The following is a 22,182-nucleotide window of genomic DNA, read 5'->3' on the forward strand; positions in this document are numbered from 1 at the left end:
CAGAGTTTCGCGGTGGTTTCGATACGACACTTCGTGTCTACTCAACCACCGACCTTAGTTAACGGCGCCTTGAAAGACATCTTTCTTGGAGTTGCTACTTTTTCGAACTTTACTGTGTAGGTGGCGGCGGTGCGGTCTATTTTTAGGATTGTGCCGCGGCCCAATATTTTATGTTCAACTGTGTCACCTTCCTTAAGGTCTGCCAGTTCAGATTTCTTTGCAAGTATGGAATCTGATTCCTCAATATAGAGTTTTGTTTTTGTAAGCAGCTGAGGCGGTAGTTCTACCTCGTAATGGAGAAGCGTTTTATCAATATCAAAAATAAAACGAGAAGGATAGCGGCCGCCGGCGTGGTTTGTAAAGCCTTCTGCTTCGGAAAGATAAAGTCTTTTCTGAGCTCGGGTTACTGCAACAAAGGCCAGGCGGCGCTCTTCTTCCATGGCTTTAAGGCTGTCTACCTTCTGGCTTGGGAACATGTTTTCGTTCATGCCCACAATAAAAACAACCGGGAACTCAAGCCCTTTTGCAGTGTGAATTGTCATAAGACGGACTGCGTTCTTGTGGGCGGTAATATCTGCGTTTGTATAAAGAGCAGCGTGAGCCAGATAGTTTTCCAGAGTACATTCTTCGCCACAGCTTGTTTCATATTCATAAATTGACTGCTTGAGCTCTGCAAGATTATCAAGCCTTTCCTGACTACCTTCCGTTCGTAAGGCAAGCTCATAACCGCTCTGGTTCATTACGTGGCTAAAGAGTTCAGAAATCTGCATGTTGTGGTATGTCGCGGAAAAGTTTTCTATGAGGTCTATAAAAGACTGAGCTTTTGTATTTGCAAAAAGCTCATCTCCAACGGAAAGTTTAAGCGCATCATAAAGAGTGCCGCCGTGTTTTGCTACATATTCTTTAAGAAACTTTATGCGGCGTTCTCCAACATTACGCTTTGGAGAGTTTACTACTCGCAGAAAAGAAAGGTCGTCTTTGTAGGCTATCATGCGCAGGTAGGAGAGTGAGTCTTTGATTTCTGTACGGTCAAAAAACGGAACTCCGGAGTTTAAGGTGTAAGCAATTTTTTCGCGCTGAAAAACTTCTTCTATTGTGCGGCTGATGTAATGGGCGCGGTAGAGTATTGCGATGTCACTTGGAGCGAACTGTGCGGTGGTTGTGAGGTCTGCGGTGGTTTCGACAGGCTCAACCACCGTATTGCCTGTAAGCTCGCGGATTTTCTTTACAAGATTCTCGGCTTCTTCTTCTGCGGACTTCGCGTGAAAGTATGATGGTAGCGGGGAAGTTGAAGGGGGCGTTGCGGGGGTATCCCCCGCAGAAGGGGTAGCGAGCGACGAAGTGCGAGCGAGGGGAAGGCTTTCCCCTTCATTACCACAAATTAAATCCTTTTTAATACGCCCTTTATTTTTACTAATCAAACTGTTCGCAACATCAAGAATCGGCTTGGTGCTTCGGTAGTTGCGGTTCATCATGATGGTCTGAACGCCAGGGAAGTTTTTGTCGAACTCCAGGAGGTAGCGGATGTCGGCGCCGCGCCAGGTGTAAATGGTCTGGTCGGGATCGCCCACAACAAACAGGTTATTATGATACGGGCAGAGGGCTTTCATCAGCTCATACTGAATCCAGTCGATATCCTGAAACTCGTCAATCATAATATACTCGAGGCGCTCCTGCCATTTCTGGCGGATCTCGTCATTAGTCTGGAAAATGTAAAGAACAAATTTCAGCAGGTCGTTATAGTCAAGCCCGAAGCACTTTTTTTCCTGATACAGGTAACCGTAAAAAATTATGTCGTCAGCCTTTGTCGCAGCCAGGTATTTCTGGTGAATCTCATCCAGACTCATGCGGATAAGATCTTCGTAATAATGCGGCTCCTTAAAAAGCTTACGGATTTCAATCATGTCGCGGGCGGCAGAAAAAGTCATCTGCCGCAGAGTAAGACCTCGCTCCTCGTAAATTATCTGAAGCATTGCATCAATATCAGAATTATCCAGAACGAGAAAACTTTTCGGGTAAGAGACAGCATGAGAATCTTCCTGAAGAACGCTTACACAAAAACCGTGGAAAGTGGAAATGTAACCTGTGTCATTGTCGCCGGTGAGCTTACGGATTCGGTTTCGCATTTCGGCTGCGGCTTTGTTCGTAAATGTAACACAGAGAATGTGAGAAGGAAGAATACCGATTTCGTTTACCAGGTAGGCAAAACGGTAGGTGAGTGCGCGGGTTTTACCGGAACCGGCTCCGGCAATTACGCGGACATAGCCTTCGGTTGTGGTTACTGCGGCTCTTTGTTCTTCATTCAAGTTATCTAAGTTAAAATCTTCCGAACCCATAAAAATAATTATAGGAGATTTATGCAAAATAGACTATAATGGAAATATGAATCGCCGCTGGAAAATTACGTTATTTTGTACTGTTTCAATTTTATTGAATTTGGGAACTACACTTTTATTTTATGATGTTCTTCATATCCCTCTGTTTCTCGATACGATTTTTACAGTAGCAATTGTTTTTTATCTTGGCCTTATTCCAGGTCTTGTTGTTGGATTTTTGTTTAATTTTGTAGATACTCTTTTTAATTTTTTATTCAGGGGAATTTTCTCTCCTACAAATGTTTTCTTTTCACTTTGCGGTGCTGCAATTGTTTTAATAACCTGGGCCTTTGCAAGAAGAAAGGAAGAGTTTCAGATTAGCATTCCAATCACACTGCTTTATCTTCTGCTGATTTCTCTGCTTTCTTCTAGTGCCTCTATTTTGATTGGCGGTACAATTGATTTTATCCGCTTTTCATATTTTGATATTCCAGATTCAATGGCACCAATCAAGCAGTTTACAGACGGTTTTCTTTCGCGGAAGTTTAATCTTTTTGCTTCCTGTATTCTTGGGCAGATTCCAATTTCAATGACAGACCGTCTCATATCCACCTTCGCCGGTTTTGGAGTATATAAATTGTATGTTAAGTTTTTTGGACCTGCCGAGGAGCTGTAAATCATGAATGTAGAAAATGCCGAACAGGAAATTGAAAAACTTCAGAATATAATTCAACAATATACAACTTTCTTCATTATTTTTGATATTGTATTTTTTATTACGATTATCCTGATAATTATTTTTGCCATTCAGGTGCTCAAGTCCAGAAGAAAACTCAGAAGTTCAAATCGTTATCTGCGTTTTACAATTAAAGGTCAGGAAGAAGAGCGCGCAAGAATTGCGAGAGAACTTCATGATACAGTTGCTCAGGACCTTCGCTATTGCCGTAACCTTTCGGAAAAAATTGATGATAAGAATGATCCAATGCTTGGTAAGAAACTTTCGAACATGCTTGAAAAATCTTTGTCTTATGTTCGAAGTATGAGTTACAATCTAGCCCCTCCAGATGTTATAAGAAATGATATTGCAGCAAATGTAATGAACCTTGCACAGAATTTTAAGGAACTTTCAGATGTTGAAATCCGTTTTACTATGCCGGAGAAGCTGGACACAGATTTCCTTTCCGAAGAGGAAAATCTAAACCTTTACAGAATCATTCAAGAATCTCTGATGAATATCAGAAAGCATGCAGAGGCTTCCGAAGTTACTGTTCTTTTGCGAAATGCAAATGGAGATGAGCCGGAAGGGCTTTATATCTTTATTAGTGATGATGGAAAAGGTTTTGATGTTGATAAGTATTCAGAAAGCCGTGGTGCCGACGGAAGCCATTTTGGAATTGTCGGCATGAAGGAGCGTTCTGATTTTATCAGGGCAAAACTTGATATAGATTCGCATCCGGGAGAAGGAACTCAGATTTCAATTGTAAAACTTAAGAATTGTGAAAAACTCACATGATTTTTGTGCGTTCTTACTCACTACAAGAAATTAAACTTTCGGTATTATAAAAAAGGTTACAAAAATGAGTACTATCAGTTATTTTGTTGTTGAAGACCATTCTCTTACAAATCTTGGAATACGACAGTTTTTCTCTGCCAAAGAGGAACTTGTGTGCCGTGGTTTTGCTTATGATAAAGATGAAGCTGAAGAAAAACTCCAGAAGCTTGATGAAGAAAATAAACTCCCTTCAATCTTAGTTCTTGATCTGATGCTTGGAAATGCAAGCGGACTTGAGATTCTTAAACTCGTAAAAGAAAAATATGAAAATATAAAAGTTGTTGTTTACTCAATGTACACAAACCCGGGTATTTTAAGCCTTGCTCTGGATTATGGTGCACTCGGTTTTGTTTCAAAAGACAGTATGGAAGGCGAACTTTTGAAGGCTGTTAAGACTGTTGCTGAGGGTGGAAGCTATGTACAGCAGAGTCTTGTAACTTCACTTTTTACTTACAGAAGCCTTCTTGATAGCCTTACAAAACAGGAACAGAATATTCTTAAGAAAATTATTGAACGTAAGCAGAATGAACAGATTGCTTCGGAACTGAACCTTACAATCCGCAGTGTGGAAAATTATCTTTCAAGAATTTACAGTAAGACAGGTTGCCGCGGTCACGAAGAACTGATTAAGAAATTCGGCTGATTTCTTTTGCGGTTTTTAATAAAGTCTCTTTTGTATTCATTTCCGGATCTTCTACTACACAATCCAAAAGTTCATTTAATATGCGGCCAAGCTCCTTGCCGGCCGGAACTCCAATTGCCATAAGGTCGCGGCCGTTTACCGCTAGAGACTTAAGAGAAAGCACATTCTTTTTTTCAAGTTCTGATTTTACGCGTTCCTTTAATTCCAGAAGAAGCGCAACGCTTGAACTGTAGCGGACATCAACTTTTTCATTATACATTCCGTACATGTCTGCTAAGCGAAGGTCGTAGAGGTCTTCCATGTATTCCGGCTGTACGCGCATAATAAAGCGGCGCACGGCTGCATCGCTCCAGTTGGATTCGTAATGGAACATATGCTCTTTTACAAGATGGCATACATTGTGAATCATATCATTTGAAAAGCGGAGCCGGGTCATAAGCTTTTCTGTAATTTTCTCACTGAAGCTTTCGTGATTATAAAAGGTGATTGTCTCAATTTCTTTTTTGCTGCCGTCGTTCTTTTCGCCGTCGAGTACAGTTTCTTTTATGATTTTTTTAGCGGCAGGTTTACCAATATCGTGGAAAAGGGCAGCAAGGCGCACATTCAGTTTTTCTGTAGGTGCTCCGTCGCAGGCATATAAAAGATGATTCATTACATCAAACTTGTGGAAGGCTCTGTAGTCAGACTGGATGCAGCCGCGGCAAACTGTAAACTCCGGAATAAAGATTTTAAGAAGTCCTGTTTCTTCAAGAAGCTTCATTCCAACCGAAGGTTTTGGAGATGCCATGATTTTTTCAAACTCATCGCGGAAGCGTTCAATCGAAATTGAAGCAACTTTTTTTTGAATTTCAGGTTTGAAAATCTCTGAATATGTATTATTTTCTATACTAAAACCAAGCTTTGAAGCAAAACGAAGCGCACGAACAGGGCGAAGTCCGTCTTCCATAAAGCGTTCGTGTGGAACTCCAACAGTGCGGATTATCTTGTTTTTAATATCTTCCTGACCTTTGTATGGGTCAACAACAAGGCCATCTTCAAGAGATGCTGCAATGGCATTCATTGTAAAGTCACGGCGGGCGAGGTCTTCTTCAATGGTTGCGGCGTAGTTTATGCTGTCCGGATGTCGGCCATCTGAATATCCTGCTTCGGTACGGAAAGTTGTAACTTCAATTTCGTTTCCCTTAAAATGAACGGTAACCGTACCGTGTTCAATTCCTGTAGGCACAACAAACTTAAAAAGCTTTATTACATCCTGTGGAGTAGCATTTGTTGCAATGTCCCAGTCGTGAGCCGGCACTTTCATAAACATATCACGAACCGCGCCGCCTACAAGGTAAGCTTTAAAGCCTGCATCTGTAAAAACTTTTCCAAAATCTTTAAGGAGATCCGGAAGCTTTATTTTTTTTGATGTCAAAGATGTGATGATTGATGTCAATTTATACCTCCGGAAATATAGCTTATGATATTTGCAGTGCCCGTACAGAAGATGCAGAAAACAGCAGATCCAACCAGGGCAATCATATTTATTATATTTTTAACCTTCTGTTTTTCGGTAAAAATCTTAATAAAAGTTTCAACGGTAAGTACAATCGAAAACAGACTGTTGAAAATCGAAACGTAAGAAAGTACCGAAAGCAGCCACTGCTGGTTATCGTCCTGAAAATTCTGGTAATTCCCGATTATATAAAGGGTTATAAGAATTATACAGAAGGCAGTAATTGCAAGATTCAGCGTCATAGAGACTTTGTATGTGAGAGTATTCGAAAATAATTTCTTTGAATATTTAAATTTTAGTTTATTTCTCATTGCAGACAGACGTCATCTACTGATATAATAACATATTACTGATTATTCGGGTACAGGTCTATGAAGAAATTTCTTGCATGTGTTTTTATTCTTGCGGTTTTCACAGGCATCGTTTTTTATGTCGGATGGACTCAATTCCGTGTAAAACCAGACACAATGGGAGTTGTTGTTTCCAAAACCAGCGGAGTAGATGATAAACCTGTCTTAAACGGGGAATTTGCCTGGCACTGGCAGTTCCTTTTACCAACAAATGCCACACTCAAAACTTTTCAGATAAAGCCGGTTCAGGTTCAAAAAACAGTTTCAGGAACATTACCTTCGGGTGAAGCCTATGCTTCAATCTACAACGCCAAAGGACTTTTTGATTACAGCTTTACCTTTGACATTCAGCTTACAGTTTCGCCGGAAGCTGTTGTAGAACTTATACAGCTCAACAAAATAACTGATGATTCTGACCTTACCGCCTATCTTGAAGGCGCCGCAGGAACTCTTGCTCAGCACGCGGCAAGTTATATTTTAAACCGCGCAGAATCAAACTCAGCCTTCAGAACAGAATCTCTTCGCCGCGAAGAAATTTTACGTGGCATACAGATTTATAAAGATTTTCCGGAAATTGATGTTTCAATTTTTTCAATACAAAACTCAAAGCTTCCGGATTATAATATGTATAAAAAAATTACAGACTTGCAGCCAGATCAGCTGTCTGTAGAAGCATCTGTACAAGAGGCAGCAATGCCGGAGGAAATCTAATGGAAAAGCGACTTATTGCATACCGTGGAGCGGTTTGCGTTGAAAATACAGCAGAAAGCATTACAGAAAATGTATGCCTTATGTGCCGGGAACTCTTTAGCCTTAATAAAATTCAGGCAGAAGATATTGTTTCCCTTCAGTTTACAATTACAGATGATATTACAGTTTTGAACCCTGCTACAGCTCTCCGCCGCGGAGACTGCGGACTTGATATTACCCAGGTTCCATTGTTCTGCAGTCAGGAAGCAAAAATTGACGGCGGAATGAAATTTGTGGTAAGAGCGCTTCTTACGGCTTATAATGATAAAAATATAGAAAGACGAAATGTTTACCTGAATGGAGCTGAAAAACTCCGACCTGACTTTAGCAGAAAATAGGAGATGTGAGTATGAAGATTTGGGTAGTTAGTATGGAATGTGCCGGAATTGCAGAGGCCGGCGGTGTAAAAAACGTTTCTTTTTCATTATGTAAGGAATTTTCAGATTTAAAGCATAAGGTTACTCTGTTTATTCCGGTTTATAAATGTACCTGTCTTGATTCTCTTTTTGAGTTTAATACTGTAGAAACTGCTGCTGAAGTTGAACTTTGCGGAAGAAAAGAAAAGATTACGTATACAACAGCAAAGAGCACTTCTAATTTTGATGTTGTTCTGATTAATCATCCTCTTTTTGCAGAAAAAGAAGCAGTTTATACCTATACCGAAAACGAAGAAAAACAGAACCCTGCACATAAAAAGGGTAACGGCCACCTCGACGGTCTTTTCCTTGATGTTCTTTTCCAGAAGGCAGTGTGCGCTTACGGTTCAATGATTCCTCGCTCAGAGATTCCGGAAATCCTTCACTGTCAGGATGCATCAACTGCAATGCTTCCGGCTTTTGTTGCTAATTCAAAGGCTTTCAAAAAGACAAATTGTGTAGTTACAATCCATAATGCTGGTCCATTCTATCATCACAGCTTTACAAGTATTGGTGAAGCTGCATGGTATACAGGACTTTCAACACCTCTTCTTGAAAAAGCAATGAACGGAAGAGCAATTGAGCCTTTCCTTATTGCCGCAACTGCAGGTGCATATCTTACAACTGTATCAGAAGATTATGCAAAAGAGCTTATTGATCCTGCAAATGCAGAAGCAACAGAAGGGCTTTCACCAATTTTTGCTGCACGCCATATTGAAATTAAGGGAATTACCAATGGTTTTGATTTTGACCGTTATAATCCTACATCTAAAGACGCTTCTAAACTTCCGTTTGAGTTTGATCCGGAGAAAAATGACCTGGACGGAAAACTCAAATGCCGCAAGTTCTTTATTCAGAACATTGTAAATACAGATAATTTTAAGGCAGAAGGTATTAAGAAATACGGAAAACTTGAATGCTCAACTGAATATACAAAGGAAATCTTCTTTGCATATCACGGACGTATTACAACACAGAAAGGTATTGCAGTTCTTACAGCTGCAGTTCCTGCTATTCTGGAAAACTATCCAGATGCAAGATTTATATTTGCAGGGCAGGGGGAACCTCGCCTTGAAATAGATATTGTTCGCCTCTGCGAAAAGTATCCTGGAAAGGTAACCTTTATGAACGGCTATAATCAGACAGTTGTGCGCCTTGCCACAGCCGTAAGTGATTTTGTTGTTCTTCCAAGTTATTTTGAACCATGCGGACTCGAAGATTTTATTGCACAGGTTTACGGAACAGTTCCAGTTGCTCATAAAACCGGCGGTCTTAATAAAATTGATAATGGCCGTACAGGTTTCCTTTATGAAAGCAATACTCCAGGTGTTCTGATTGCAAAACTTTCTGAAATAATCATGCTCAAAACCCTCCGCCCAAGCCAGATTGCACGTATGGTTAAGAGTGGAGCATACAGTGTTCATCATGAATATCTGTGGAAAACAGTAATTCAGAAAAAATATTTACCATTTTTTAAAGAAATTTTAAAAAATAGTAAGGAATGATATTGACTAAATTGTAATAAGTCTATAATATAAGACTCACGTTCGATGCAATAAGTTGAACACCTAAATCTGCTGCCTTAGCTCAGCTGGTAGAGCACGTGATTTGTAATCTCGGGGTCGTGGGTCCAAATCCTACAGGCAGCTTAAATGGGGAGTTCGCATAGCGGCAATTGCAAGGGACTGTAAATCCCTCGGCTCACGCCTCCAGAGGTTCGAGTCCTCTACTCCCCAGTCTTGTAAGAGTTCTCCAAGCGGAGGACTTTTTTTATTTAACTTTTTTTATTAAAAATCCCCTTATATCTTTGACAAAAATCTTCGTATAGAGTAGATTTAAATAATTATTAATTATTCAAAAATGTAAAAGTTTTCAGGGGGGAGAAAAAGTGAATATCTATTTCTGGGGGGTCAGAGGATCGGTTCCAACGCCTTTATCTCCGCAGCAGGTACAATCAAAAATAATGGCAGCCATTCAGAGAGCAAAGCCAGAAGATTTGAAAGATGCGGAAACCAGAGCCAAATTTGTTTCATCACTTCCTTCATGGATTTTTGGTACAGCAGGTGGTAATACAGCCTGTGTTGAAATTGTAAATAACAATACACATATTATTCTTGATGCGGGAACAGGTCTTCGAGCCTTGGGGAAGGCAAGATCATGTCCGGACAAGTATCATCTTTTCTTTTCACATTTCCATTGGGATCATATTCAGGGCTTTCCATTTTTTGATCACGCCTATAATCCACATTGTCATTTTGAAGTTTATTCTCATTACGATGATGCAGAGTCATATTTCTGGGATCAGGTTGCAGAACCTTACAGCCCGCCGTCTGTAGGAAAAACAATTGCCACAGATATGCACTTTAACCGTGTTTACGAGGATGAACCTTTTGATATTGATGGCATCAGAATTAATTCTCACAAAATGCGCCATCCGGGAGATTCCTACGCATTTTCTTTTGAATATGACGGAAAGAAATTTGTTTATGCAACAGATGTTGAACTTAAATCAATAGATTATGTTGGTGACTATGCCGGTGAAGGTGTTTTCAGAAATGCTGATGTAATTGTTATTGATTCTCAGTATACTGTAGAAGAAGTTTACCGCAAGGAAAACTGGGGACATTCTTCTTTCTGTTACGCAATTGATTTTGCTGTTTACTGGAACATAAAGAAAGTGTATCTTTTTCATCATGAGCCTGTTTATGATGACAAGAAGCTCAATTCAATACTTGAGGCTGCAAGATGGTATGCCCAGTATATTAATCATTCAGATATTGAGATTTATCTGGCAAAGGAATCGCAAGAGATTATCTTATGATAGTTGATAATGAAGATATAACTATTCTCGAATATTCATTTTCGAAAAAGGAATTATTTCTTCTTGCAAAATATCTTAGAACAAAGCAGGAAGAACTTCCCGAGGGACTTGAAGTTTTTTATAAAACCCTCGAGGATTCCATCTACAATTGTCTTTCACTTGAAGAGGTTAAAAGATTTTACTCATGAAAAAATTTCTTACTGTAATTCTTATTATTCTAATTCTGTTTGCAGGTGCTGTTGCAACAGCTGCGGGAGTTATTAAAAAGCTTGGCTCTCCAGTTTCTGCTTCTGATGACGGAGAAAAGGTTAGAATTGAAATTCCAAGCGGAATGTCTGTAAGCGGAGCTGCAAAGCTTCTTGCAGAAAATCAGCTTATCCGTAATGAAAAGCTTTTTTATTATACAGCACGCTATCCAAAGATTAAGTCTTTCCTTTATGGTAAAGGAGAAGATAAGGCATTTATTCTCAGAAGCGGAATTTATTATATCAGTCCTTCAATGAACATTGCCCAGATTCAGGAAGAGCTTTCTTCTGGTCAGCAGGAATATATTAAAGTTGCAATTCCAGAAGGTCTTACAATTTCTAAGATTGCGGCAGAGCTTGAAGAAAAAAGAATCTGTCCTGCAAAAGACTTTATTGAATGGTGTCATAACCCGAATACTGTAGCTGCGTATGAAATTCCTGGAGAAAGCCTTGAAGGCTTTTTGTTCCCGGATACCTATTATCTTACCGGCGAAATGTCTGCCTCTGCAGTTGCAGATATCATGATCATGAACTTTTTTGATAAAGTGAGTCAGATTCCATCTCTTGCAGAAATGAATAATGCAGATCTTTATCAGACAGTAACACTTGCTTCAATTGTTGAACGCGAATACCGTGTAGAAGATGAAGCTCCTCTAATTGCAAGTGTTTTCAAAAACCGTCTTCGCCGAAATATCGGACTTTATTCATGTGCAACTATTGAATATATCCTTACAGAAATTGAAGGCCGTCCACATCCGGACCGCATCCTCATTGAAGATACAAAAATCGACAATCCATATAACACTTATAAATGGGCAGGGCTTCCTCCAGGACCAATTTCAAACCCGGGTCTTGTTGCCTTAAAAGCCTGTGCCGATACTCCAAAAACAGACTATTACTTTTTCCAGGTAGTAGATCCTGCAGCCGGCCGCCACGTGTTTACAACCAATTTTGACGAGCATGTTCAGAGCCACAGCCTTTATACAAAAAAGTCTGGCAGGTAGGGGAAACAATTGGCCGGCGGTTTTATTTCCAATGAAACAATAGACGCAGTTCTCAATACAACAGACATTATTACTACTGTAGGAGAGTATACAAAGCTTGAGCGCCGCGGCGGTAATGATTACTGGGGCTGCTGTCCATTTCACGGAGAAAAAACTGCTTCGTTTCATGTAGACGGAGATAAAAAGTTTTATCATTGTTTTGGCTGTCATAAGGGCGGAAACGTTATTTCCTTTATCATGGAAATGGAAAAGCTTTCTTATGTAGATGCCATTCAGTCTCTTGCTAAAAAAGCCGGAATTGAAATTAAATATCAGAACGGTTATAAGCCCGACCCGAACTTTGTAAAAACTAATGATTCGGAACAGTATATAGAGCTTTATGAAAGAACTGCTTCCATGTTCCATTATTTTCTGATGGAAACTCCACAGGGGCAGAAGGCTTTGGAGTATATAACAAAGCGCGGTCTTACAAAAGAAACAATCGAAAAGTTTAAACTGGGGTATGCGCCCGCGGACCGTAAGTGGCTCTTTAAATTTTTGCGTGGAAAGAATTTCAGTGCGGAGTTCCTTGGTAAATCTGGGCTGTTCAGCCAGAAGTACCCTGAATATTCTTTTTTCTCAGACCGCCTTATGTTCCCGATTTTTAACAGAAAGGGGCAGGTGGTTGCTTTTGGCGGCCGTGTAATTCCGCCGGCTGATGAGTCGCAGAGAAAGTATCTGAACTCGGGAGATCTTCCTCAATTCAAAAAGCGCGAGACTCTTTTCGGCTTCAGCTTTGCAAAGAATTCAATTCGTGAAAAAAAATCTATAATCTTCTGCGAAGGAAATATGGACGTAATTGCATATCACCAGTGCGGGCTTGATTATGCAGTTGCAACCCTTGGAACAGCCCTTACAGAAGATCATATAAAAATGATTTCCGGCTTTGTTGCAAACGGTGTTGTTTACCTTTCGTTTGATTCGGATGGCGCGGGCCAGGAGGCTACGTGGAAGGCGATAAAGCTTTGCCGCGAGCACGACCTTACTGTAAAAATCATCAGATTGAAGGGTGGAAAAGACCCTGCAGAAATCATGCTTAAATTTGGTAAAGAGAACTTGACGGCTCAGGTGAATAATGCTATATTAGATAGTGATTATTTAATATTTAGACTAGGTGAAAAATACCCTACGGACACACCTGAGGGTAAAACAAAGGCAGCACTGGAATATTTTCAGTATGTTGATGCACTTCAGTCAGATATTCAAAAAGAATCATGTCTGGAACAGTTGTGCCAGGCATTCAATCTGAAACCGGAGGCTGTAAAAAGGGATTTTAACAATCGAAGTCAAGCCCGCGAGCGCGCGAATATCCGGCAAAATAATAATAATACAGAACAAGGAACACAAATTAAGCTCGATGCTGAATTGAGAGGGTTAATTGCTGTTACCGCCGATCTGAACCAATTCGAGGTTCTGCGCACAAAACTGACTGAACAAGATTTTTCGAATCCAGCTGCCAAAAGGTTATACAGGGTATTGGAAGAATGCTTTACTGAGAAGATTTTTACTATAAGGGATATCCTTAACCGATGCGATGATGGAAATCTGGTACAGTTAATTACTGGAACAATTTCGTCCGGGGTTTATCAGAGTGAACAGGTAAGTGTCATAGTGAATGACACAGTAAATTATATAAAAAGAAATAAACTTGATGCCCAGCGAAACAAATTATTGCAAAGAATTAAGGAATACACTGTAGTTACTCAAGAAGATCAAAATCAGTTGAATGCACTTCTTGCTGAAAAATTTGAGCTTGATAAGCAAGTACAGAGCTTAGGGAAAAAGTAGTGAATACTTCTATGGACGAAAAAAGCAGTGAAGCTCTTTTGGGCAACGCTGCAATTGCTAAACTTGTTGAGTTTGCAAAAACAAAACGGTTCATTACATGGGACGATGTAATTGAATATCTTGGACAGGAATTTGTTAATTCTGACGAATTGATGGAGCCTGTTCTCAAACAGCTTAAGGATATTAACAGAGAACCTGTTGAAACTGACATTATCGGTACAGATGATGTTTCTGAAGACGAACTGGTAGATGATGAAGAAGATGACGGAATCATGCTCGAAGATGAGGATGATGACGTTGGCGGTGATGATGAAACTGCCGAAATCGAGCAGGCAGAAAAGAAGCTTGCTGCGTCAAAAAATCGTCTTGTAAACAGCGATAAAGATTCCAGTGTAGATGACCCGATCCGCCTTTATCTCCGTGAAATTGGTAAAGAAAATCTTCTTACTGCAGAGCAGGAAGTTGAACTTTCTAAAACAATGGAGCAGGGAAACAATATAATTAAAGATGTTATTAAGAATTCAGGAATTATGATTCCAGAGTTCTTCGCAATTGCTCAGAAAGCCTTTACAAGAATCGACATCCATGAGCCTGGCAAAACACGTAAAGAAATCAATGAGGAAATGGCAGATAAGCGCCGCCTCAAGAGCTTCTACGGTGAACATATTAAACCGGTTCTCCCAGAAATGAAACAGTACATGGCTCTCAAGAAGCAGCTTTTCGAAGCTGATCAGTCTAGCGCCATTTTTGAAAACCCACAGCTTGTTGAACTCCGCAAAAAAATCATTCCAGAGCTCCAGAAGGTAGATATTCAGACAGAGGAACTTGAAAAGTTTACTCAGAAATACCGTGAAGCAACTATAAAGATTGAAGAATATCATCAGAAGCAGGAAAAGAAGATGAAGGAACTTCGTATTTCGAACCCTTCAGAACTTCGAAGCCTTGGTCGTAAGATTTCAATCCGCTCACAGGCAGCAAAGCTTGAGCAGGAATTGAATATGAGCGCAGATGAAATTCGTGAGATTTATACTCAGATTCAGAAAATCGAACGTAAACTTCATCGCCTTGAGTACGAATTCGAAAACGACGTTGATCAGATCCTAAAAATGGCTAAAGACATTGAGTACGGCCGCCTGATGATGGAAAAGGCTAAGAACCGACTTATCAATGCAAACCTTCGTCTTGTAGTTTCTATTGCTAAAAAATATACAAACCGTGGTCTTCACTTCTTTGACCTTGTTCAGGAAGGAAACATCGGTCTTATTAAAGCTGTAGAAAAATTTGAATACCGCAAGGGATTTAAGTTCTCTACATATGCTACCTGGTGGATTCGTCAGGCAATTACACGTTCTATCTCTGATCAGGCACGTACAATCCGTGTACCTGTTCATATGATTGAACAGATTAATAAGGTTGTTCGCGAAAGCCGTCAGCTTATGCAGAAGCTTGGCCGTGAACCAACAGATGACGAGATTGCACAGCAGCTTGGCTGGCCATTGGCACGCGTAAAGCAGGTTAAAAATGTTGCACGCGAACCAATTTCTCTTGAAACTCCAATCGGTGAGGAAGAAGACTCAATTCTCGGAGACTTCATCGAAGATAAGGAAGTTGAGAATCCAGCAACTCAGACTGCATTTACATTGCTTCAGGAACAGCTCAGAACTGTTCTTAATACACTGCCACCACGTGAGCAGGAAGTTCTTAAGATGCGTTTCGGTCTGGAAGACGGTTACTCACTTACTCTTGAGGAAGTTGGTCTTTACTTCGATGTAACTCGTGAACGTATTCGTCAGATTGAGGCTAAGGCTTTGAGAAGACTTCGTCACCCACGTCGTGCCAACGGTTTGAGAGACTATATTGAGACCTAAACAAATGGATTGCTTCGCTACGCTCGCAATGACGTCATTGCGAGCGTAGCGACGTGGCAATCCATTATATAGACTAAAACATCAAATTATTATAAAATAACTAGATATTTTTTATTGAGGAACCATAATGGTAACAACAGAAGTTTTTGAGAATCTGAAATCTTTGCAGGAGATTCTCGTACAGAAATACGAGCTTGAAGGAAAGAAGAACGACGCTCCTAAACAGCTTAGCAATCAGGAAGACCTGCTTGCAAAAACACAGAAGGAATTCATTGAGCTTAAGTCTAACTACGATGCAACAGAAGAAAGAGTTAGTCAGCTCAAGACTCAGCTTGAAGAAGCAGTACAGTCTCGCGAAGAAGGCGAAAAAGGTGTTGCAAACTCAACAACACACCGCGAGTACGAAGCTCTTGAAAAGCAGATTACAGAAGCAAAACTCCTTGAAGAGCAGGTAAGAAAAGATCTTCAGAAAGAAGAAAAGGATCTTGCAGAGCTCAACGAACGCCTTAAGAATACAGAAGAATCAATTAAGTTCAACGAAAGTGAACTTAATTCAAGCCGCGAATCTCTTAACAAAGAGCTTTCTTCTTATGATAACAAGCTTGCTAAACTTAAGGTTGAAGAAGATAAGGTAACAAAGAATATCAATGATATCTATTCATCAGAAGAGAATGCAGAGCTTAAGGCTCAGGAAATCCTCTTCAAGTTCCAGAGAATCATTCAGCGCAATTCAGAAGGTATCGTTTCTGTAAGAAATGGTGTTTGTTCTGGATGTCACATGATTCTTCCTGCAAACTTTGCCAACGAAGTACGCGAAGGTGAGGATATTAATTTCTGTCCTTACTGCAGCCGTATTCTTTACTACGAAGAGGTAAATGAAGATCAGCAGGAGAACTACTTCGATATCGGTGCTGCTGGTAGCCTTGCAGGTCTTGATGATGACGATGAAGACGAATCAGAGTACGGAGACGACGAAGAGGAAGATATCAGATCAGAGTTCGACGACGAAGACGAAGATCTTGATGAAGATTCAGAAGATTCTGATGACGAAGATGATTCTGATGATTCAGATGAGGACGAGGACGAAGAGTAACGTAACTCGTTCCAGTTTAATTTGTTTTTAATTACAGATGGAATATAACCGCGCTGCCGCCTGCTGATGATAGCGGTCGGCGGTGAGAGAAAGTCCGGGCTCCTTCGGAAAGAATGCCGGGTAACAACCGGGCACAATCTGGCAGCTGTAGAACTGCTTGCAGTACTGCATAGCCCAGTGCGTGACAGACAGTGCAACAGAAATTGAACCGCCCGCCGCAAGGCGAGTAAGGGTGAAAAGGCAGTGTAAGAGACTACCGGTCATGTCGGTAACGGCTGACGCTTGTAAACCTCATTCGGAGCAAGATTAAGCAGCAGTTTTGTTTTTCCGAGCTTAAACTGCGGGTAAATCGCTGGAGCTGAATGGTAACATTCAGTGCGGATAGATGGTTAGTACCGCTTCTCACTTTTGGGGGATGCGGGAGACAGAACCCGGCTTATTGTTCCGTCTGTTTTTTTTCATAAAGTGGTGGGGAATTGAAAGCGAATTACAATATTGAAAACAGCAGTTACGCAAAGAAAAAAAGTCACCTGCTGCGCAACCTTATTCGTGTTGCAGCTGTGATTGTACTGTTATCTGTAATCGCTTTATCTACATGGTTCGGAATCAATAAATATCAGCAGGGCAGAATCACAATCAAAACTATAAAAGAAGCCTGGTCTGTTTATGATTATCAGAAGGTTTACGAACTCAGCAAAGCTTTCTTACAAAACGACACCTACAACAATACGGCATTAACTTATTACAGTTATGCCTGTTTTTATTTAGCCCAGGCACAGACAGATACTCAGCAGGCACAAAGCTATCTTGATGAATGTATCAACAACATTCGTGTGGCTCTTTACGAAGCAGATAATTCTCTGATTCCTCAGCTGCAGTATATGCTTGGGCTTGCTTATTTTTCAAAGAACACAATTACAACTCATTATTATGCTGACCTTGCCGTAAAATATCTTTTGCTCGCAAAAGAAAACGGCTATGAAGCTGATGATATTGCAGAATATCTTGGTCTTAGTTATGCCTCTCTTGGAATGACAATGGAAAGTATTTCCGCATTTACAGAAGCTCTTCTGGTGCGCGAATCTGATTCCTTGCTTCTTTCTATTGCAGAACAGTATTACAAGGCAAAAGAGTTAAATGCTTCAGAACAATATCTATTCAGAATCATAAAAAACAGCGATAATGAAGATATAGTGTTAAAAAGCGAAAATCTTCTTGGAAATATCTATATAGATAAAGAAGATTACGACGCTGCGCTTGAAGAATTTGAGAATGTTTTGAAAAAAAACGAAAATTCTGCTGACGCACATTATGGAATTGGTGTAATATATGAGAAGCAGGGAAATATTGTTAAGGCCCGCGCTGAATGGCGAAAGGCGCTTAAGATTCAGGTAAATCATCCTGGAGCCCTGCAGAAAATGTCAGAAAATTAATTTGTAAAAAAAGGAACCGGGAGGAAATAGATGGGTTTTTTCGATAGTTTTTCAACAGATATAGGTATTGATTTAGGTACTTGTAATACCTTGATTTATGTTCGTGACAAGGGAATTGTTATTGACGAACCATCAGTAATCGCTGTTGAAAAGGGAACAAAAAGAATTGTAGCTGTAGGTGCTGAAGCTAAGCGAATGCTTGACAAAACTCCTGGAAATATTATGGCTATCCGTCCTCTTGCAGACGGTGTAATTGCAGATATCGACAGCACTGAAAAGATGATCAAATACTTCATCTCAAAAATTATCCCACGCCATCAGCTTTTCAAATCTGTAAGAATGAAGATTGGTATTCCATCTTGTGTAACTGATGTAGAACGCCGTGCAGTAATTGAAGCTGCTATGAAGGCTGGTGCTAAAGAAGTTGAAGTAATCGAAGAAAGCCGTGCTGCAGCTATTGGTGCAGATATTCCTATTTTTGAACCTGCAGGACACATGATTTGTGATATCGGTGGTGGTACTGCAGAAATCTCTGTAATTTCCCTCGGTGGTATGGTTGTTACTCACTCAATCCGCGTTGGTGGAGACAAGTTCGATGAAGCAATCGTAAAGCACGTAAAGTCTGTTCATAACCTTATTATTGGTCAGCCAGCAGCTGAACGTCTTAAGATTCAGATTGGTAATGCTGCTCCTGAAAAAACTATCGAAAAGATGGAACTTAAGGGAACTGACGCTATTACAGGTCTTCCACGCCGTCTCGAAATTGACAGTGTTGAAGTACGCGAAGCTCTTAAAGAGCCTGTAACAAAAATCGTTGAAGAAATTAAATCTGTACTTTCAGAAACTCCTCCAGAGCTTGCTTCAGATATCATTGAACGTGGTATTGTAATGACTGGTGGTGGTTCTATGCTCCGCGAGCTTCCAAAGCTCGTTTCAAAGGAAACTGGTGTACCTGTTATTCTCGTTGAAAAGCCTCTTGAATGTGTTGCTCTTGGTGCTGGAAAAGCATTCGGCCTGTTCAAGGATATGTATTCTGAGAGAACAATTTACGACAGTCTGAACGACTAATTTAAGCTTTCTCCGGGTGGGTGGTTATGCGAAGAAAGCCTAATATTTCTTTTAAAATTAAATTTGCTGAATTCCTTCTCGTAATTTATCTGCTTGCAGGCAGTTTGTCTCTTGCATTTCATACCGGTGGATTCATTGTAAACTTTAAGCAGATTGGTTTTTCACTTTTTTCTTCTCTCGATAAGGGAGTTCATTTTGTAGCAGATGGAATTGCAAACACTTTCAATGCTGTAGGAGAACTCCGTAAGCTCAGAAAAGATTATAATGATCTTGTCATCAAGCTTGAAAACTATGAGGAAATGCAGCGTTCGAATGCAGATATCCGAAAGGAAAATGCACGTCTTAAGGAACAGCTGGATTTTGCAGTTTCTCTTGATGAAAAAAATATCCCGGCACAAATTATTGCCCGCGATTTAGACAACGCCTTTACTTATCTTACAATTAATAAAGGAAGTGTAAATGGCATTAAAAAGAACATGCCTGTAATTGCTTTCCAGAACGGAAACCAGGGGCTTGTTGGTAAAGTAGTTCAGGTTGGAACTTTTACAAGCCAGATTATGCCGATTTACAACATCAACAATATTGTTTCAGCTCGTATACAAAATTCGCGCGACCTTGGTCTGGTAAACGGACTTGGAAGTCAGGATCAGCCGCTGCTTATGCAGTATATCCGAAAGTCTGTTGTAGACGAACTTAGCTTTGGTGATATCGTAGTAACCTCTGGTGAAAACGATAATTACATGAGAGATATTGCAATCGGAACAATCTCAAAAATTACAACACTTGATTACAACTCTTCGCTGAATATTGAGCTTATTCCGATTATTGATTTTGCTCGACTTGAAAATGTTGTTGTTGTAAATCAGAAAGAACTGAATGACCGCAAGGCAGATAAGGAGTAGGGCGTATGGCAAAATCAATTCTTGTAAGTACTTTCATCCTTTTGTGTGCTGTTATTCTTGAATCTTCAATTCTTTCAAATATCAGTTTTATTTACATTGTTCCGGATCTGGTTTTAATCTGCTCTCTTTATTTTTCACTGCTCAATGGAAAAGTTGTAGGAGAAACAACAGGTTTTATTTCGGGACTTCTTCTGGATTTTATTACAGGTATTCCTTTTGGTTTCAACTGTATTTTCAGAACCATAATTGGATACGTAACTGGTATTTTTGCAAAGAACGTTATCATTTCCGGCTTTATTCTTCCAATGCTTTGTGTAGGAATTGGAACTATTGCAAAAACTCTTATGGTACATCTGCTTGAGCTTCTGTTCCCAAATGTACATGTTTATATAGCCGGAATTATTTCTTATGACTTCCTTTTTGAGTTTATTGAGAACGTGCTTCTTGCTCCGTTTGTATTTAAGTTCTTAAGTTTCTTCAGAAAATCTCTTGCAATAAGATCTGTAAAGGATGCCATAGATAATGATTAATTCTGAGGATAGACTTACAAAAGGTGCGAAAATCTTCATTCTTCTCATTGTTCTTGTGATTTTCTTCATCTTTTATATTTACAGACTTTTCTCAATGCAGATTGTTCAGGGAGAACATTACCGTTCACAGTCACAAAGAATCTCAAGTCAGATTACAGTTATTTCGGCACAGCGCGGTGAAATTTTTGACCGAAAAGCCCTGCTGCCAATCGTAATCAATACAGACTCTTTTGCGGTTGAAGTTACTCCCGGTGAAATTCCAAAAGACAGATACGATACAGTAATTCTTAAGCTCGCACAGTATCTTGGAATCAGTAAAACAGATATTGATAAAAAGATTCCAAAGAACATGCGCAGGTCTTATTCTAACTTTCAGGTAAAATCGAATGTTCCATTTACTGTAATTTCAAATATTGCAGAAAATAAAATAGACCTTCCGGGCGTTTCATGGGTTTCAAAGCCAACTCGAAACTATCAGCATACAGGCTCTATGTCTCACATTGTAGGATACGTTGGTGATATTAACCAGGATGAAATGACTGTTCTTTATAATCAGGGATACAAGAAAACAAGTATCGTTGGTAAAACCGGAATTGAAAAGCAGTATGATTCACTGCTTCAGGGTAAGGAAGGTCGTGAAATGTCCACTGTCGATGTACACGGCCGTATTATTTCTGACACTCCAATTGTTGAGCCTCCTGAAATGGGAAAGAGTCTTGTACTTACAATTGACTCTGATATTCAGAAGCTTGTAGAAGAAGCACTTGGGAACCGCGTTGGTGCTTCTGTTGTATTAAAGCCTGCAACCGGTGAAGTTCTGGCAATGGTTTCTTACCCATATTATGATTCAAACATCTTCAGCTCAGATGACGCTGGTACAGAATATGCAAAGCTTGTAAATGATACTACAAAGCCTCTTTTGAACCGTGCCGTTCAGGTTTCTTATCCTCCGGCTTCTACTTTCAAAATTATTATGTCTGCAGCAATGCTTCAGGAAAATGCATTCCCGGCTTCTAAGAAAATTGAATGTAAAGGTGTTATGGTTTACGGTGGCCGCCGTTTCCACTGTCACGTTCACGAGCCTGGTCATGGCTGGCTTGATATGAAAAATGCTATGGCTCAATCGTGCGACGTTTATTACTGGACTGTTGGACGTGATAATCTTGGTATTGAAAAAATTGCCTCTTACGCCCGTGAGTTTGGATTTGGTAAGAGTGCTCAGATAGATTTGCCGAGCCAGGTAGCCGGACTCGTTCCAACTGCTGAATGGAAGGAAAAGAAGTACCACGAAAAATGGCTTGGTGGAGATACAATGTCCTGCTCAATTGGACAGGGCTATATGGAAGCAACTCCATTGCAGCTGGCTAATATGGTTGCCATGGTTTCTAATGAAGGTGTTATCTATAAACCTCATCTTCTTAAAGAAGTTCGCGATCCTGTAACCGGTGATGTAATTGACGAGGTTCAGCCACAGGTGCTCACAGAATCTACAATCGACCGTGATGTATGGAAACAGATTCAGGAAGCAATGCGTTACACCGTTACAGACGGTACACCTCAGTATCCAATGCATAACAAGATTGTTCAGATTGCCTGTAAAACCGGTACTGCCGAGGTTGAACCATACAGCAGCCGAAAGGACGATCAGAGCTGGCACTCATGGCTTGTTGCATACGCTCCATACGATGCGCCACCGGAAGACCGTATCTGTGTTGCAACAATTGTAGAAGCCTGCAACAAATGGGAATGGTGGGCACCTTATTGTACAAACATCATTATTCAGGGAATCTTTGGAAATCAGACCTGTGAAGAAGCTACAAAGACACTTGGCTTTGAGTATCTTACAAATAACCGTGGAAGACAGGAATAG

20 protein-coding genes, 2 tRNA genes and 1 other RNA gene are annotated in these 22,182 nt (G+C 40.2%); 20 read left to right on the top strand and 3 right to left on the bottom strand.

Annotation, left to right across the window (positions count from 1 at the left end; all coding sequences use genetic code 11):
• Positions 1-41: 41 nt before the first annotated feature.
• On the bottom strand, positions 42-2,336 hold the full coding sequence (locus BM161_RS07055; RefSeq protein ID WP_074931301.1) for an ATP-dependent helicase: 2,295 nt from the start codon (positions 2,334-2,336) through the stop codon (positions 42-44).
• A gap of 46 nt (positions 2,337-2,382) precedes the next feature.
• On the opposite strand from BM161_RS07055, the gene BM161_RS07060 reads away from it, so the two are divergent.
• From BM161_RS07060 to BM161_RS07070, 3 genes are all read left to right on the top strand, one after another.
• Complete coding sequence (locus BM161_RS07060; RefSeq protein WP_074931302.1) at positions 2,383-2,991, top strand: hypothetical protein; 609 nt, start codon at positions 2,383-2,385, stop codon at positions 2,989-2,991.
• Positions 2,992-2,994: 3 nt separating this feature from the next.
• The gene (locus tag BM161_RS07065; RefSeq protein WP_074931303.1) at positions 2,995-3,828 is read left to right on the top strand and encodes a sensor histidine kinase; all 834 of its coding nucleotides are present in this window, start codon (positions 2,995-2,997) and stop codon (positions 3,826-3,828) included.
• 64 nt (positions 3,829-3,892) lie between these two features.
• Positions 3,893-4,510: a response regulator transcription factor gene (locus BM161_RS07070; protein WP_074931304.1), complete on the top strand. Its 618-nt coding sequence runs from the start codon at positions 3,893-3,895 to the stop codon at positions 4,508-4,510.
• On the opposite strand, the gene BM161_RS07075 is transcribed toward BM161_RS07070, so the two are convergent.
• Together BM161_RS07075 and BM161_RS07080 are read right to left on the bottom strand one after the other, a co-directional pair.
• The gene (locus BM161_RS07075; RefSeq protein ID WP_425319046.1) at positions 4,494-5,945 is read right to left on the bottom strand and encodes a CCA tRNA nucleotidyltransferase; all 1,452 of its coding nucleotides are present in this window, start codon (positions 5,943-5,945) and stop codon (positions 4,494-4,496) included. The two genes, BM161_RS07070 and BM161_RS07075, sit on opposite strands and share 17 nt — an antisense overlap.
• On the bottom strand, positions 5,942-6,247 hold the full coding sequence (locus BM161_RS07080; protein WP_074931305.1) for a hypothetical protein: 306 nt from the start codon (positions 6,245-6,247) through the stop codon (positions 5,942-5,944). The genes BM161_RS07075 and BM161_RS07080 overlap by 4 nt, the downstream gene beginning before the upstream one ends.
• A gap of 129 nt (positions 6,248-6,376) precedes the next feature.
• Between BM161_RS07080 and BM161_RS07085 the strand changes: the two genes are divergently transcribed.
• The 17 genes from BM161_RS07085 (at position 6,377) to mrdA (ending at position 22,182) form a co-directional block, all read left to right on the top strand.
• Positions 6,377-7,066 carry a hypothetical protein gene (locus BM161_RS07085; RefSeq protein WP_074931306.1) on the top strand — a complete coding sequence of 230 codons (690 nt, stop codon included), beginning with the start codon at positions 6,377-6,379 and terminating at the stop codon, positions 7,064-7,066.
• Positions 7,066-7,443, top strand: a complete 378-nt coding sequence (gene aroH / locus BM161_RS07090) for a chorismate mutase (protein ID WP_074931307.1) — start codon at positions 7,066-7,068, stop codon at positions 7,441-7,443. The genes BM161_RS07085 and aroH overlap by 1 nt, the downstream gene beginning before the upstream one ends.
• An 11-nt stretch (positions 7,444-7,454) precedes the next feature.
• Positions 7,455-9,026, top strand: a complete 1,572-nt coding sequence (locus tag BM161_RS07095) for a glycogen synthase (protein WP_074931308.1) — start codon at positions 7,455-7,457, stop codon at positions 9,024-9,026.
• Between the two features lie 71 nt (positions 9,027-9,097).
• Positions 9,098-9,170 (top strand) — tRNA-Thr (locus BM161_RS07100).
• A 5-nt stretch (positions 9,171-9,175) separates the two neighbouring features.
• Positions 9,176-9,257, top strand: a tRNA-Tyr gene (locus tag BM161_RS07105).
• A gap of 227 nt (positions 9,258-9,484) precedes the next feature.
• On the top strand, positions 9,485-10,342 hold the full coding sequence (locus BM161_RS07110; RefSeq protein ID WP_244882728.1) for an MBL fold metallo-hydrolase: 858 nt from the start codon (positions 9,485-9,487) through the stop codon (positions 10,340-10,342).
• Entirely contained in the window at positions 10,339-10,530 is a 192-nt protein-coding gene (locus tag BM161_RS07115) for a hypothetical protein (RefSeq protein ID WP_074931310.1), read from the top strand. Before BM161_RS07110 ends, BM161_RS07115 begins: the two co-directional genes overlap by 4 nt.
• Entirely contained in the window at positions 10,527-11,591 is a 1,065-nt protein-coding gene (gene mltG, locus BM161_RS07120; RefSeq protein WP_074931311.1) for an endolytic transglycosylase MltG, read from the top strand. The genes BM161_RS07115 and mltG overlap by 4 nt, the downstream gene beginning before the upstream one ends.
• Before the next feature lie 9 nt (positions 11,592-11,600).
• On the top strand, positions 11,601-13,418 hold the full coding sequence (gene dnaG / locus BM161_RS07125) for a DNA primase (RefSeq protein WP_083425710.1): 1,818 nt from the start codon (positions 11,601-11,603) through the stop codon (positions 13,416-13,418).
• A gap of 11 nt (positions 13,419-13,429) precedes the next feature.
• Positions 13,430-15,286: an RNA polymerase sigma factor RpoD gene (gene rpoD / locus BM161_RS07130; protein WP_074931333.1), complete on the top strand. Its 1,857-nt coding sequence runs from the start codon at positions 13,430-13,432 to the stop codon at positions 15,284-15,286.
• 127 nt (positions 15,287-15,413) lie between these two features.
• Positions 15,414-16,379, top strand: a complete 966-nt coding sequence (locus tag BM161_RS07135) for a zinc ribbon domain-containing protein (RefSeq protein WP_074931312.1) — start codon at positions 15,414-15,416, stop codon at positions 16,377-16,379.
• 35 nt (positions 16,380-16,414) lie between these two features.
• Positions 16,415-16,833, top strand: an RNA gene (gene rnpB, locus BM161_RS07140) — RNase P RNA component class A.
• Positions 16,834-16,855: 22 nt separating this feature from the next.
• Positions 16,856-17,812, top strand: a complete 957-nt coding sequence (locus tag BM161_RS07145) for a tetratricopeptide repeat protein (RefSeq protein ID WP_074931313.1) — start codon at positions 16,856-16,858, stop codon at positions 17,810-17,812.
• A gap of 30 nt (positions 17,813-17,842) precedes the next feature.
• Positions 17,843-18,880 carry a rod shape-determining protein gene (locus BM161_RS07150; protein ID WP_074640399.1) on the top strand — a complete coding sequence of 346 codons (1,038 nt, stop codon included), beginning with the start codon at positions 17,843-17,845 and terminating at the stop codon, positions 18,878-18,880.
• A 26-nt stretch (positions 18,881-18,906) separates the two neighbouring features.
• Positions 18,907-19,782 carry a rod shape-determining protein MreC gene (mreC, locus tag BM161_RS07155; protein ID WP_074931314.1) on the top strand — a complete coding sequence of 292 codons (876 nt, stop codon included), beginning with the start codon at positions 18,907-18,909 and terminating at the stop codon, positions 19,780-19,782.
• 5 nt (positions 19,783-19,787) lie between these two features.
• Complete coding sequence (mreD, locus tag BM161_RS07160; RefSeq protein WP_074931315.1) at positions 19,788-20,312, top strand: rod shape-determining protein MreD; 525 nt, start codon at positions 19,788-19,790, stop codon at positions 20,310-20,312.
• Entirely contained in the window at positions 20,305-22,182 is a 1,878-nt protein-coding gene (gene mrdA, locus BM161_RS07165) for a penicillin-binding protein 2 (protein ID WP_074931316.1), read from the top strand. Before mreD ends, mrdA begins: the two co-directional genes overlap by 8 nt.

It is taken from the genome of Treponema bryantii, assembly GCF_900113965.1.
GTDB classification, from domain to species: domain Bacteria; phylum Spirochaetota; class Spirochaetia; order Treponematales; family Treponemataceae; genus Treponema_D; species Treponema_D bryantii_A.